Below are 13,039 nucleotides of genomic sequence, written 5' to 3'. Positions count from 1 at the left end.
CCGGAGTGCGCCTCCTAGGCTGGGGGCATGACCGCCGCCACACGTACCCCGGACCAGCAACTCGCCGTCGACCTCGCCATCGAGGCCGGGAGACTGCTGGTGGACCTGCGCTCCTCCGGCCCCACCGGACGGGAGCTCGGCGACATCGGCGACCGCCGCGCCAACACGCTGCTCCTCGAACGGCTCGCCGCCGCGCGCCCGGACGACGCGGTCCTGTCGGAGGAGTCCGCCGACGATCTCGCCCGGGTGGACGCCGACCGCGTGTGGATCATCGACCCCGTCGACGGCACCCGCGAGTACGGCCTCGGCGACCGGCCGGACTGGGCCGTCCACGTCGCCCTGTGGGAGCGCGCGGGGGACCCGGCGTTGTCGCGACTCACCGCCGCGGCGGTCGGGCTCCCGGCGCTCGGAGTGGTGTCGGGGGTCGACGACGACGAGGTCTACGCCGCACCCGTGGGCAACGGCGGGGTCGACGGGGGTGGCCTTCTTCCCCCGCGAACGGGCTCCCGACCGCGGATCGTCCTCTCGGCCTCCCGTCCGCCTCGATTCGCGGATGCGGTCGCCGAGGCGGTGGGCGGGGATCTCGTGCCGCTGGGGTCGGCCGGGGCCAAGACGGCGGCCGTCGTCCGCGGTGAGGCGGACGCCTACATCCACGCCGGCGGGCAGTACCAGTGGGACTCCGCGGCGCCGGCCGGGGTGGCGTTGGCCCGCGGGTTCGTCGCGGTGCGGATCGACGGCACCCCGCTGGAGTACAACGTGTCCGACACCTACCTGCCGGACCTCGTCGTGTGCCGCGCCGACCTGGCGGACGCGATCCTCGGTGCCATCGCGGACGAGGGCGCGACGAAGCGCTAGTTACGACGCGGCGGGCCCGCGCGGACGGTCGTCAACGACGGTCCCGCGTCTGTCAGGGCAGGCGCCTGACGTCGACGGGGCCGCCGCGGCGCAGTGAGGCCAGCGCGTCCCGCAGGGTTCGCGGGCGCAGGGGCGGGGACGTCCCGGCCCGTCCGGCGGCGATGGCGTCGACGATCTCGCGCAGGGCCTCGTCGGCCGCGACCGTGGGGTGCCAGCCGAGCTCGGCGCGGGCCCGGGTGGTGTGCATGAGTGGGACGCCGAACGCGAGGTCCACCCAGCCGATGCTGAGCGGCTGGAGGTGGAGCAGCCAGCTGACGTGTACCAGCCTCCGCAGGATCCCGAACGGGAGCCCGACCGGAACGGCGCCGAGCTCGCGGGCGAGCATGTCGCGCGTGACGGGCGGTTCGGCCGCGATGTTGAACGCGCCCTGCGCGCCGGTCGTGGCCGCGGCGGCGAGCGCCGAGGCCATGTCGTCGCCGTGGACCAGAGGGACGGTGAGGCGACGGTCCACGGGCAGGACCGGTAGGGCCCGGATCAGCCGCAGGGGCGCGAGAGCGGGGCTGAAGTACCGGGCGAGTCCCGATGCCGCCTCGGCGTGGACGATGAACGCGGCCCGCATGCGGGCGATCGTCGGGGTTCCCGGATGTTCGCGCTCATGCTGGTCGAGGAGGTGCTCGGCGGCGGTCTTGTGGTGGTTGTAGGCGGCGGTCGGCACGCCACCCAGCTCGGCGCCCTCGCTGACGCGGGTGTCCACGGACACCCCGGGGCCGCCGTCGGACACCGGGGCGTAGGCGCCCACGGAGGGCTGGTGCACGAGATGCGGCACTCCCGCCAGTCGGCAGGCGGTGACGACCGCGGCGGTTCCCCCGACGCCCAGTCGGCGGTGGTGGGCGACGTCGCGGGTCGGTTGGAAGCCCCAGGCCAGGTGGATCACCGCGTCCGCGCCGCGGAAGACCTCCACCAGGTCCTCCGCGCGGGCGTACGACAGGTCCACCCGATGCCACCGCGCGCCGTCGTAGGGCGGCGTGGCCGGGGGGATCCGGCGGCACAGTCCCACCACGTCATGACCGTCGGAGAGCAGACGCCGCACGAGCGGGGTGCCGACGTTGCCGCTGGCACCGGTGACGACTACCCGCATCCGGCGGGCCGGGGTATCGGATTCCGGGTTCTGCGTCATCGCACCATGGTCGGCGACCCGCGTGGGCCGCGCATCCGGTCCGGGGTGTGTGGCAGGTGTCCGCGCGTGTGCCGGGAACGCGCGTGTGTCGGGAACGCGAGCGGCCCGGCCCCGCGTGCTGCGGGACCGGGCCGTCGCGCCGGCAGGGCCGGGTGCCGTAGCGCCGGCAGGGCCGGGCGCCGTGGGGGCTCGTGCCCGCCGGCGGGGGAGGCTACCGGTCGGTGACCAGTGCGCCGGCGATGGCGGCCATGAACGCGTCCTTGGCCAGGGACATGCCCTCCTGGCTGGGGCGGATGCCGTCGGCCTCGGTCATGGTGGGGTTGCGGAAGTACATCGCGAGCAGGCCGGCGGAGAAGACGCCGAGGGCGGCGCCGGCGATCTGGCGGGGCACGACCGGGGTGAGGAGGGCGGCGCCGATGCCGATCTCGGAGTAGGCGACGAACTTGCCGAAGGAATCGGGATCCAGGTTGTTCACGGCGGGCACTCCCGTCGCGGCGAAGCCCTGTAGACCCTGGGCGGCCTCGGTCGGCATGCCGCGCTTGCTCAGGCCGGAGTTGAGGACGAAGGCCCCGGTGACTCCACGGAGGATGGCGTTGGACAGACTCACTGTGTTTCTCCCTCTGGTGCGGTGACGGTCGACGAAATCGAAGTTGTTGATACGACACTTTGGTGACGTGACATCAAAGAGGGTAACGCACAGAGCGGCGTCCGTAATCCCGCGGGGGGACGGCCGGGCCGGATGCGGGGGAGGCCCGGTGGTGGAAAGGTGCTTGGTATGAGTACGAGCAGCCGCGACATCACCGACAAGCCCCACACGGATGCCGACCCCGACACCGGCAAGCCCGAGTCGCCCACCAAGCTCACCGGCGGAGCCTGGAAAGTCGGCCTCAAACGCGCCGCAGGGGAGTTCTCCAAGGACAACTGCACCGACCTCGCGGCGTCGCTCACCTACTTCGCCGTTCTCTCGTTGTTCCCGGCGCTTCTCGCCGTGGTCTCGCTGCTCGGTGTGTTCGGCCAGGGGCAGGCCACGGTCGACGCGGTGATGGGCCTCGTCGAGGGTTCGGTACCGGAGCAGACCCTCAACGAACTCCGCGGGCCGATCGAGGGACTGGTCAACACTCCGGCCGCCGGGATCGCCCTGATCACCGGTATTCTCGGCGCGCTCTGGACGGCCTCCGGATACGTGGGCGCCTTCGGTCGCGCCATGAACCGCATCTACGAGGTCGAGGAGGGGCGCCCCTTCTGGAAGCTCAAGCCGCTGATGATCCTTCTCACCGCCGTGCTGCTGATCCTGGTCGCCCTGGCCGGCGTGATGTTGGTCGTCAGCGGGCCGATCGCCGAGTGGGTGGGGGATCTCATCGGTCTCGGCTCGACGGCGGTCACCGTCTGGGGCATCGCCAAGTGGCCGGCGCTGGTCCTCGTCGTCGTCGTCATCCTGGCGGTCCTCTACGGGTTCGCCCCCAACGTGAAGCAGCCCAAGTTCCGCTGGATCTCGCTCGGCGCGGTGGTCGCGCTGGTGGTGTGGGGCCTCGCGACCGTCGGCTTCTTCTTTTACGTGACCAACTTCGGCAGCTACAACGCGACCTACGGTTCGCTGGCCGGCGTCATCGTCTTTCTGCTCTGGCTGTGGATCACCAACAACGCCTTCCTGTTCGGTGCCGAGGTGGACGCCGAGATGGAGCGCGCCCGTGAGCTCCAGGCGGGCATGCACGCCGAGGAGACCATCCAGCTCCCGCCGCGCGACACCACCGCCAGCGACAAGGCGGCCGAGAAGCAGCAGAAGGCCATCGACGAGGCTGCAGACGTCCGACGCGAGGCCCAGGTCGACCAGGCCCGCCACCGCGACTGACCCCCGCCCGGCCCCGACGGATCAGCCAGTGGGCGCGGCGTCCGCCCCATGCCCCGCCCGGGAGGTCACAATCAGTGCATGAGCACTTCTGGCGGGCCCGTCGCGACCATCCGCAGACGGTTGCGAACGGTGCGGATGGTGTTCACGAGGTCGGTGTCGGAGTTCCTGCGTGATCGGGGCCCGGACCTCGCGGGGTCGCTGACCTTCTACGGGGTGCTCTCGCTGTTCCCCGCGGTCCTGGTCGTGGTGTCGCTGCTGGGCGTGTTCGGCCAGGGCGACCGGACGGTCGACGCGGTCATGGACATGCTCTCGGACGTCGCCCCGCCGGAGATCCTGGACCCGGTGCGCGGGCCGATCGAAACGCTGGTGACCACGCCCGCCGCCGGGACCGCGCTCATCGTCGGAACGGTGGTCGCCCTGGCGTCGGCCTCGCGGTACGTCTGGGCGCTCGGTCGGGCGATCAACGCGGTCTTCGGAGTGGAGGAGGGGCGCCCGCTGTGGCGGCTGCTGCCCTCCGCGGTGATCCTCACGGCTCTGCTCATTCTTCTCGTGGCGGTCGGTGGCCTCGCGCTGGTGTTCACCGGGCCGGTGGCGGAGACGGTCGGCGGGTGGATAGGGCTGGGGGACACGGCCCTGGCGACGTGGGAGATCGCCAAGTGGCCGGCCGGGCTGGTCTCGGCGATCCTCGCACTGGCATTCCTCTACCGGTTCGCACCGAACGTCACGGAGCGCAAGCTCGGCTGGGTCTCGCTCGGGGCGGTGGCGGCCCTGGCGATCATCGGCGTGGCTACGGCGGGTTTCGACTTGTTCGTCTCCCGGTTCGGCAACTTCAACGAGGTCTACGGTTCGCTCGCCGGCGTGATCGTGTTCCTGCTGTGGTTGTGGCTGGTCAACATGGCGGTGGTGTACGGCGCCCGCCTGGACGCGGAGGTACTGCGGGTGCGGCAGTTGCGCGCCGGGATCCCCGCGGAGGAGGCGGTCCGGGTGACCCCGCGCGACAACTCGGCCTTTGAGGCGCACAACCGACGCCGCGCCAAGATGCTCGCCGCGTACCGCGAGCTGCGGCGTGAGGACACCGACTCCCGAACCGTAGACGCCGAGCCCGCCGACACCGAGCCCGCCGACACCGAGCCCGCCGACGCGCAGAAGTAGCGCGCGGGAGGGAGGTAGGGTGCCGACAGTGTCTGATCGAGACCGAGACCCCGGACCGAAACCCGCAGAGGGCGTGCCGGAGGGCCCCGCCTCCGGCACGCGACCGGAGATCTGGCGGCTGGACCACCCGCAGTACGGCAGGCTCGAGTTCGCTGTCGGCCGATCCGACGAGGTGCACGCGGTCGACCCCGGTTACCCCCTCCGGCGCAAACCCGAGGGGGAGACGGCAGGGTCCTCGCCACTGCAGAGCCCTGCCTGCGCGCTCCTGAGGGACGGGGTGACGGTGGCCAGGGCGCGGCAGATCAGTGACACGAAGCTCTCGCTCGACGCGGACCCGCCCGAGCCGGGCGAGCACAGCACCGCGGCCGCGTCCGTCTCCGGCCCGCGAGTGCAGGTACGGACCAGCATCACGGACACCGCTGTGCGGCAGGTGGTCTTCCGCGAGGGCAGGGACGTCGTCCACTTCGATCCACCGCCGGGCTCTGCGGCGGAGGCGAGGCAGGACGCGATCGCGGCCTCGCCGTGGAAGCGCGTGGCCTATCCCGTCGCGGCCGGTCTGGGCCGGTCCGGGTGGGCCATCGCCGTGCTCGTCCTACTGCCGCTGATCGGCCGGGTCCTCGAACCGGTCGTCGAGTGGATCCTCGAGCGGCTCCCGGACATCGACCTCCCGTGGCCGGACATCTCCCTGCCGACCATCCCGCGGCCCGACATCACCCTGCCGTCGATCTCGTTGCCCGAGGTCACGGTGCCGGGGTGGCTCGAGTTCATGCTTGAGTACAGCAAGGTGTGGGTGCCGCTCGTGGCGGGCGTCGTGATCGCGGTGCTGGCGGTGAGGCACTCGCGGCGGTCGAGGGCGATCAAGCGACGGTGGGAGGCGGGCAGGCACGAGGACCCGGCAGGCGACGACCCGGCAAGCTACGAGCCCTCGGGCGACGACTGAGCCGGGCGGTAGGGTTGAACCCATGCGCCTCGTCGTCACCGGGGGAGCCGGGTTCATCGGCGCCAACTTCGTCCACACCGCGGTCCGCGAGTACCCGGACGCCCACGTCACGGTGCTGGATTCCATGACGTACGCCGCCAACCGCGCCAACCTGAAGGGGTTGCCCGACGAGCGGGTGGAGCTGGTCGAGGCGGACTGCGCGGACCCGGCGGTCACCGACCGGCTGGTCGCCGAGCTGACGGGGCCGGACGACGCCGTCCTGCACTTCGCCGCGGAGAGCCACAACGACAATTCGCTGGCCACCCCCTGGCCCTTCCTGCACTCCAACATCGTCGGCACCTACGCCGTACTCGAGGCGTGCCGGCGGCACGACGCGCGCCTGCATCACGTGTCGACGGACGAGGTGTACGGTGACCTGCAGCTCGATGATCCGGCCAAGTTCACCCCGGACACGGCGTACAACCCGTCGAGCCCGTACTCGGCCACCAAGGCCGGGGCCGACATGCTCGTGCGCGCGTGGGTCCGCAGTTTCGGGGTGCGGGCCACCATCAGCAACTGCTCGAACAACTACGGGCCGTTCCAACACGTCGAGAAATTCATCCCGCGTCAGATCACCAACATCCTGGACGGTCGCCGGCCCCGCCTCTACGGCAGTGGGGCCAATGTGAGGGATTGGATCCATGTCGACGACCACAACGCGGCGGTCCTGCGCATCCTGGCCGCGGGCGAGCCGGGCCGGACGTACCTCATCGGCGCGGACGGCGAACATTCGAACCTGCAGGTGATGCAGATGATCTGCGACCTCATGGGGGTCGCCGGCAGCGACGGGGGAAACGGGGCCGGCACCGGGGGGGATCCCGGTTTCGATCACGTCACCGACCGGCCGGGCCACGACCTGCGGTATGCCATCGACGCCACCGCCACCCGCGAGGAACTGGGCTGGGAGCCGCGGCACACCGACCTGCGCGAGGGCCTGCAGCAGACGATCGAGTGGTACGCCGCCCACCGCGACTGGTGGGAGCCGGTCAAGGAGCGCGTCGAGGCGAAGTACGCGCGGACGGAGACGGTGCTGTGAAGGGCATCGTCCTGGCCGGCGGCAGCGGCACCCGGTTGAGCCCGCTCACCCTGGCGACGAGCAAGCAGTTGATGCCAGTCTACGACAAGCCGATGATCTACTACCCGCTGTCCACGCTCATGCTGGCGGGGATCCGGGAGATCCTCATCATCACGACCCCCCAGGACGCTCCGCAGTTCCGCCGGCTGCTGGGCGACGGCAGCCAGTTCGGCATCGCCCTGAGCTATGTGGAGCAGGCGGCGCCGGAGGGGCTGGCGCAGGCGTTCGTGCTGGGTGCCGAGCACATCGGCGACGAGTCGGTGGCGTTGATCCTGGGCGACAACATCTTCTACGGACCGGGCATGGGCACGCAGCTGCGGCGCTTCGTCGAGCCCGAGGGTGGCGCCGTGTTCGCCTACCGCGTCTCCAATCCGAGCGAGTACGGGGTGATCGACTTCGACGCCGACGGCCGCGCGATCAGCCTGGAGGAGAAGCCAGAGGACCCGTCCTCCGATTTCGCCGTCCCCGGCCTCTACTTCTATAGCGCCGACGTGGTGGACGTGGCGCGCGGGCTCGGCAGGTCCGCGCGCGGCGAGTACGAAATCACCGACATCAACCGGCACTACCTGCGCGAGGGCCGACTGCAGGTGGAGGTGCTGCCACGGGGCACGGCGTGGCTGGACACGGGTACGCACGCCTCCTTACTCGACGCGGGCAATTACGTCCGCACGATCGAGGACCGGCAGGGCCTGAAGATCGGCTGCCCGGAGGAGGTGGCATGGCGGATGGGATATATCGACGACGACGAGCTCACCGTCCGCGCCCACAACCTGCGCAAATCGGGGTACGGCCTGTACCTTCTGGACATTCTGCGCCGCGAGAAGGGGCGCAACCTGTGACCGCCGGCCGGTGGCCGCGGATCCTCGCGACGGGCGGTCGCGGACAGCTCGGGCACTACCTGGACAGGCAATCGAGGCGTCAGCTCGGCGGTGGCGCGGTCGCGGTGGGCCGCGACGAGCTCGACCTCACCGACCCGGCCTCGATCGCCTCCGCCCTGGACCGTCACGCACCGGAGGTCGTGATCAACGCGGCCGCGTACACCGACGTCGATGGCGCGGAGGCCGACGAGGTCACTGCGCACGCGGTCAACGCCGACGGCGTGGAATCGCTGGCCGTGGCGTGCCGCGACCGCGGGATCCGGCTGGTCCACATCAGCACCGACTACGTCTTCTCGGGCGAGGTCCCCGGCGGGGGAGACCCGGCCACCGCTCCGGCGCTCGAGCCGCACGACCCGACCGCGCCGGTGACCGCGTACGGGCGCACCAAACTCGCGGGGGAACGGGCGGCGCTGGCGGTGTACCCCGAGACGACGATCGTCCGCACCGCGTGGGTGTACACCGGCCCCGTGCGCCACGGGCAGGGGCTGCGCGGCTCGGACTTCGTCGACACCATGGTCCGCCTCGAGCGCGAGCGGGACACCCTCTCGGTGGTGGACGACCAGTGGGGTTCGCCCACCTACACGGCGCCGCTGGCCGATCAACTGCTCGGCCTCGTCGGCGGGGAGGCCTGGGGCGAGTTCGACGCGCGGGGCCTGACCCTGCACCTGGCAGGGGTAGGCCGCGCGACGTGGTTCGACCTCGCCCGGGCGGTATTCACGTGGTTCGGCGCGGATCCCGAGCGGGTGCGACCCTGCACCACCGAGGGGTACCCACGCCCCGCCCCGAGGCCGGCCTTCTCCGTGCTCTCCGATGCCTCGTGGCGTGCCGTCGGGCTGGAGCCGATGGACGACTGGACGCAGGATCTCGTCCGCGCGATCGCCCACGAGGGCTGGATCGCCCAGCGACAGCGGGAGCGGGGCAGCCTCCCCGGGCCCGGGTCGTGAACCGGACCCGCCGCACAGTGCTCGCGGCCGGGAGCGCCGCGGTGGCGGCCGCCGCCGTCGCCGCGCTTGCCCTCACCGCGTGGGGCGCGTTCCTGCTGCAGCCGCGCGCCGACGAGCCCGTCCGCGCCGACGCCGTGGTGATGCTCGCCGGCGCCGACGACGGTCGCCACCTGTACGCCCGGGACCTCGTGGAGGCCGGGTACGCCGACACGCTGCTCGTGAGCAACCCCGGCGGCAACTCCGAGACGGTGGCCCGGCGACTGTGCACCGGAATCGCGCGACCCTCGGGCGCAGAAGTTGTGTGCTTCTCGCCCGACCCGCGCACCACCTGGGGCGAGGCGCAGGCGGTCGCCTCGATCGCGCGGGCGCGCGGGTGGGACCGGATCCTGGTGGTGACCAACCGGCCCCACACCCTCCGGGCGGGGACATGGATGCGCAGCGCCACCGGGCTGGACGTGCGGATGGTGCCCGTCGAGCGGCTCGACCGCGGGATGCTGCCGGTTCATCTGGTGTGGGAGGCCGCCGGATGGATCAAGGGCCGCGTCAACGGCCACTGGTGACCCCGGGCGGCCGGGGTGTTCCGCGCGAGGCGGGGCTCAGGCGGGCCGGGCCCGCATCGCCGACGGGGCCGCGATGGGCGCCCGGGTCGTGAGCCGCGGCGAGGACAGGCCCTGGTGCGCTCTGGTGATCCTCCCGAACACGGCCGCGCGGTCCATCGGACGGTGCGGGAGATCCAGCGCGCGGCGCACCTCCGACGGCACCAGGCTCGCCGCGGCGTCCACGACCGTCGTGCACGACCGGTGCGCGATCACCGAGTTCTCCGTGACCCCGGGGCAGGCGCGGGCGTCCTCCCGGAGCTTCCTCGCGGCGCGGCGACCGGCATCGGTGGGCCGGGCGCGGCCGCGGGACCTGCGCAGGAGCTGCTCGAGTTCGCGGACGGTCGAGGGGAAACTGCGGGCACCGTGGAGCCGCGCGAGGCCCGCCCACTGGTAGACGTACCGGTCGGATTCGGCGGGGGACAGGGGACGCCCCGAGAAGCGCTGGAAGGCGACGAGCAGGGCCCACGTCATGGCGGCCTGCGACCACTCGATCAGCCCGGGGTCGGAGCCGTAGAAGTAGTCGCCGTACTCGGTGGTGCCGGAGAACGAATTGTGGTCACGGCGGGCGTGCTCGATGGTCACCATGGCGTCGTCGACCGTGCCGAACGTCGAGATCTCCACGAGGTCGTGCAGGTAGTCGTCCATCGTCCACGGCTCGGCGTCCGCACCGCACGCGATCATCCCGGCGGAGTAGGCGGGGTCGGCGGCGAGCATGAGCAGACCGGTCGTGATGCCGATCGGGGTGGACACGTCGCCGTGGACCCGCCAGATGGGATCGCTCGCCGTGAACCACCGCGGGCCCGGGATATCGAGGATCGAGCACACGGGTGAGTCCGCGCCAGCGCGTGGAATTAGTGGTGACATGCACACACCCCGGGGTAGTGGAGCCGCCCGAGGGGGCGGCCGGATGGGACCTGTCACGAACTCTAGCGCCCGGCGGCGCCGTAGTGAAGGAAAGCCGGAGGGTCCGCTGAGGAGATGCCGTGAGGCCCCGGCGCGGCCTGGCACACCGACATGGCCTCTAGGCTGGGCGACGCACGCCAGACGCATTCCGACCCTCGCAAGGAGACGGCTGTGACCGCTACCCCCCTGCCCGCCCCCCGGACCGGCCCCGTCGTCCCGGACCTCTTCGCCGGCCGCACCGCGCTCGTCACCGGCGCGAGCCGCGGGATCGGCCTGGGCATCGCCCGTCGCCTGCTCGCGGAAGGCGCGTCGGTGGTCATCACGGCGCGCGGCCAGGAGGGGCTCGACGACGCCGTCGCCGATCTCGGCACACCGGAGCGGGTGCTGGCGGTGGCGGGCAAGAGCGACGACGAGGACCACCAGCGTGAGGTCGTGGCCCGGGCCGAAGAGTCGTTCGGGCCCATCGACCTGCTGGTCAACAACACCGGGATCAACCCGGCATTCGGCCGCACGGTGGACATCGACCTGGCCGCGGCCCGCAAGATCACTGAGGTCAACGCCCTCGGCACCCTGTCCTGGACGCAGAAGGTCTACCACTCGGGCCTCGGCGAGCGCGGCGGCGCCGTCGTCAACATCGCCTCCATCGCCGGCCTGGCACCGTCGCCGGGGATCGGCTGGTACGGCGCCACCAAGGCGTTGGTCATGCGGCTGACCCAGGAGCTCGCCGTAGAGGTCGGACCCGCCGTGCGCGTCAACGCCGTCGCCCCGGGCGTGGTCAAGACCAGGTTCGCCGAGGCGCTGTATTCCGGCCGCGAGGAGGCCATGTCCGCGGCGCTGCCGGCCGGGCGACTGGGGGTGCCCGAGGACATCGCCGGTCCCGTGGCTTTCCTGCTGTCCGATGACGCGCACTGGATGACCGGGCAGACCCTCGTCGTCGACGGTGGCGCGCACATCGTCGGCGCGGGACTACAGGGCTGACGGGGCGCGGGGACCCGGACATGACCTCTATCCAGGAGTACTGCGCGTCGACCGGTCGCATTCTCGAGGCGAGCCCACCGATGGCCGTGGCCGCACAGCCGCTGACCTGGGTGGACAGCCCGCCGTGGCAGCGCATCGAATCGCCCGAGCCGTCCGCGGTGATCTACGTGGACCCGGGTGCGCACCGTGACGGGTTCTCACCCAACGCGGTGGCCACCTGCGCCCGTGTCGCGCCCGCGATGGACACCGAGCAGGCGGTCGAGATGATCGTCGCCACCGCCGACGCACTGCCCGACTGGACTCTGCTCGAGCAGGTCGCCGGTGAAGGGGACGAGTCCGCCGGCGCCGTCCGCAGCGTCTACCGCTACCTGCGGGGCATGTACACGGCCGAGCCGGGCCGGATGGCGACCTCGAGTCTGATCGTGGGATGGAGCGACGACGAGGCCACCTACATCTTCCAGTTCGTCGTCACCGGCTGGGACGAGGACGCCTCCGTCCACGACGACGCCATGGGCTGCCTGCTGATCGGCGAGTGGACGGCAGCGCAGATCGTGGACGCCATGCGCGGCTAGGGTGGTCGTCACCCGGGCGCCGGGGGCGACCGGGATCGATAGACAACGGGAAGGCGGGACCGGAGTGCAGCTACGCGAGCTCAGCGTGTCGGGGGCGTGGGAGATCACCCCCCGGCAGATCTCTGACGACCGCGGGGTGTTCCACGAGGCGTTCACCGACGAGACCTTCCGTCGGATGACCGGCCACCGTTTCGATCTCGCGCAGGTCAACGTGTCGGTCTCGGGGGAGGGGGTCCTGCGCGGCCTGCACTTCGCCGAGGTCCCGCCCGGTCAGGCCAAGTACGTGCTGTGCCCGTCCGGCACGGTGTTCGACGTGGTCGTGGACGTCCGCGTGGGCTCGCCGACCTTCGGTGAGTGGGCCGGGGTCATCCTGGACTCCGTGGAGCAGCGGGCGATCTACATCCCCGAGGGCGTGGCGCACGGTTTCCTGGCCCTCGAGCCGCAATCCACGGTGATGTACTTCTGTTCGGAGGGCTGGCGGCCCGGGGCCGAGCACGTCATCGACGCCTTCGATCCCAAGATCGCGATCGACTGGCCCGGATCGGCCCTCGACGGCACCTCGATCGAGCACGTCATGAGCGAGCGCGACCGCGACGCCCCGAGCCTGCTCGACGTCGCCGCTGCGGGCCGGCTCCCGCAGTGGGAGGAGTGCCGGGCCCACGTCGAACGACTGCGTGAGGCCACACCCAGGGTCGACGCCGAGTGGCGGCCGGACGAGAACTGACATACCCTTACGGGCATACCCCCTAGGGTATGATGTCGGATCTGAGGAGATTCTTATGTGTTACCCCGTCACCTGCCCCGTCTGCGGCAAGACCACGTGGGACGGCTGCGGTCAGCATGTCGACCAGGTCAAGGACACCGTCCCCGCCGAGCAGTGGTGCGACGGCACGCACGAGGCCGCCGCGAACTGACCCGGTCCGGTCCGGTCCGAGCCGGGCCCGGCCCGGGGCCCGGGGTGACCAGAGGGGAGCGCCACGCCCCTCGCCACGCCCCGGTGGGGGCGCCCCGGCCCCGTCCCGGCCCGTCGACGGGCGCCGCGGGGTAGAACCAGCGGAGGCTAGCCCCTCATCCCCTC

The 13,039-nt window shown here is 71.7% G+C and carries 15 protein-coding genes; 12 read left to right on the top strand and 3 right to left on the bottom strand.

Annotation, left to right across the window (positions count from 1 at the left end; translation table 11 throughout):
* The first annotated feature begins 27 nt into the window (after window positions 1-27).
* Window positions 28-855, top strand: a complete 828-nt coding sequence (locus OVA21_RS11685) for a 3'(2'),5'-bisphosphate nucleotidase CysQ (RefSeq protein ID WP_096906970.1) — start codon at window positions 28-30, stop codon at window positions 853-855.
* Window positions 856-907: 52 nt separating this feature from the next.
* Here the strand turns inward: OVA21_RS11685 and OVA21_RS11680 are convergent, their stop codons facing one another.
* Window positions 908-2,032, bottom strand: a complete 1,125-nt coding sequence (locus OVA21_RS11680; RefSeq protein ID WP_268092442.1) for an NAD-dependent epimerase/dehydratase family protein — start codon at window positions 2,030-2,032, stop codon at window positions 908-910.
* 211 nt (window positions 2,033-2,243) lie between these two features.
* Entirely contained in the window at window positions 2,244-2,639 is a 396-nt protein-coding gene (locus tag OVA21_RS11675) for a hypothetical protein (RefSeq protein WP_067716950.1), read from the bottom strand.
* Window positions 2,640-2,807: 168 nt separating this feature from the next.
* Between OVA21_RS11675 and OVA21_RS11670 the strand changes: the two genes are divergently transcribed.
* The 7 genes from OVA21_RS11670 to OVA21_RS11640 all read left to right on the top strand — a co-directional run bounded on the left by OVA21_RS11670 (window position 2,808) and on the right by OVA21_RS11640 (window position 9,469).
* The gene (locus tag OVA21_RS11670; RefSeq protein WP_067716947.1) at window positions 2,808-3,881 is read left to right on the top strand and encodes a YihY/virulence factor BrkB family protein; all 1,074 of its coding nucleotides are present in this window, start codon (window positions 2,808-2,810) and stop codon (window positions 3,879-3,881) included.
* A gap of 78 nt (window positions 3,882-3,959) precedes the next feature.
* Complete coding sequence (locus tag OVA21_RS11665) at window positions 3,960-5,033, top strand: YihY/virulence factor BrkB family protein (protein WP_096906971.1); 1,074 nt, start codon at window positions 3,960-3,962, stop codon at window positions 5,031-5,033.
* Between the two features lie 28 nt (window positions 5,034-5,061).
* Window positions 5,062-5,973 carry a hypothetical protein gene (locus tag OVA21_RS11660; protein WP_132063085.1) on the top strand — a complete coding sequence of 304 codons (912 nt, stop codon included), beginning with the start codon at window positions 5,062-5,064 and terminating at the stop codon, window positions 5,971-5,973.
* Window positions 5,974-5,995: 22 nt separating this feature from the next.
* Entirely contained in the window at window positions 5,996-7,048 is a 1,053-nt protein-coding gene (gene rfbB, locus OVA21_RS11655) for a dTDP-glucose 4,6-dehydratase (protein WP_067716939.1), read from the top strand.
* A complete protein-coding gene (gene rfbA, locus OVA21_RS11650; protein WP_096906973.1) occupies window positions 7,045-7,926 on the top strand; it encodes a glucose-1-phosphate thymidylyltransferase RfbA in 882 nt (293 codons plus the stop codon). Before rfbB ends, rfbA begins: the two co-directional genes overlap by 4 nt.
* Window positions 7,923-8,909, top strand: coding sequence for a dTDP-4-dehydrorhamnose reductase (gene rfbD / locus OVA21_RS11645; RefSeq protein ID WP_096906974.1), 987 nt, complete (start codon window positions 7,923-7,925; stop codon window positions 8,907-8,909). Before rfbA ends, rfbD begins: the two co-directional genes overlap by 4 nt.
* The gene (locus tag OVA21_RS11640; RefSeq protein ID WP_067716934.1) at window positions 8,906-9,469 is read left to right on the top strand and encodes a YdcF family protein; all 564 of its coding nucleotides are present in this window, start codon (window positions 8,906-8,908) and stop codon (window positions 9,467-9,469) included. Before rfbD ends, OVA21_RS11640 begins: the two co-directional genes overlap by 4 nt.
* 36 nt (window positions 9,470-9,505) lie before the next feature.
* Here OVA21_RS11640 and OVA21_RS11635 read toward each other — a convergent pair whose 3' ends face one another.
* Window positions 9,506-10,333, bottom strand: a complete 828-nt coding sequence (locus OVA21_RS11635; RefSeq protein ID WP_096906975.1) for an oxygenase MpaB family protein — start codon at window positions 10,331-10,333, stop codon at window positions 9,506-9,508.
* A 249-nt stretch (window positions 10,334-10,582) separates the two neighbouring features.
* Here OVA21_RS11635 and OVA21_RS11630 point away from each other — a divergent pair, with 249 nt between their 5' ends.
* The 4 genes from OVA21_RS11630 to OVA21_RS11615 all read left to right on the top strand — a co-directional run bounded on the left by OVA21_RS11630 (window position 10,583) and on the right by OVA21_RS11615 (window position 12,875).
* Window positions 10,583-11,389: an SDR family oxidoreductase gene (locus OVA21_RS11630; RefSeq protein WP_268092441.1), complete on the top strand. Its 807-nt coding sequence runs from the start codon at window positions 10,583-10,585 to the stop codon at window positions 11,387-11,389.
* Between the two features lie 20 nt (window positions 11,390-11,409).
* Window positions 11,410-11,961: an LpqN/LpqT family lipoprotein gene (locus tag OVA21_RS11625; protein WP_067716929.1), complete on the top strand. Its 552-nt coding sequence runs from the start codon at window positions 11,410-11,412 to the stop codon at window positions 11,959-11,961.
* Window positions 11,962-12,025: 64 nt separating this feature from the next.
* A complete protein-coding gene (rfbC, locus tag OVA21_RS11620; protein WP_096906977.1) occupies window positions 12,026-12,685 on the top strand; it encodes a dTDP-4-dehydrorhamnose 3,5-epimerase in 660 nt (219 codons plus the stop codon).
* A gap of 55 nt (window positions 12,686-12,740) precedes the next feature.
* On the top strand, window positions 12,741-12,875 hold the full coding sequence (locus OVA21_RS11615) for a hypothetical protein (RefSeq protein ID WP_256385633.1): 135 nt from the start codon (window positions 12,741-12,743) through the stop codon (window positions 12,873-12,875).
* Window positions 12,876-13,039: the final 164 nt, after the last annotated feature.

It is taken from the genome of Dietzia sp. SL131 (assembly GCF_026672565.1).
Taxonomy (GTDB): Bacteria; Actinomycetota; Actinomycetes; order Mycobacteriales; family Mycobacteriaceae; genus Dietzia; species Dietzia kunjamensis.
This window is presented reverse-complemented; position numbering and strand designations above follow the sequence as displayed.

Bases quoted from the DNA above. Each gene is read 5' to 3' on its own strand.
- OVA21_RS11625 (WP_067716929.1), top strand. From the start codon at position 11,410: ATGACCTCTATCCAGGAGTACTGCGCGTCGACCGGTCGCATTCTCGAG.
- OVA21_RS11615 (WP_256385633.1), top strand. From the start codon at position 12,741: ATGTGTTACCCCGTCACCTGCCCCGTCTGCGGCAAGACCACGTGGGAC.
- OVA21_RS11685 (WP_096906970.1), top strand. From the start codon at position 28: ATGACCGCCGCCACACGTACCCCGGACCAGCAACTCGCCGTCGACCTC.
- rfbB (WP_067716939.1), top strand. From the start codon at position 5,996: ATGCGCCTCGTCGTCACCGGGGGAGCCGGGTTCATCGGCGCCAACTTC.
- OVA21_RS11670 (WP_067716947.1), top strand. From the start codon at position 2,808: ATGAGTACGAGCAGCCGCGACATCACCGACAAGCCCCACACGGATGCC.
- OVA21_RS11680 (WP_268092442.1), bottom strand. From the start codon at position 2,032: ATGACGCAGAACCCGGAATCCGATACCCCGGCCCGCCGGATGCGGGTA.
- OVA21_RS11665 (WP_096906971.1), top strand. From the start codon at position 3,960: ATGAGCACTTCTGGCGGGCCCGTCGCGACCATCCGCAGACGGTTGCGA.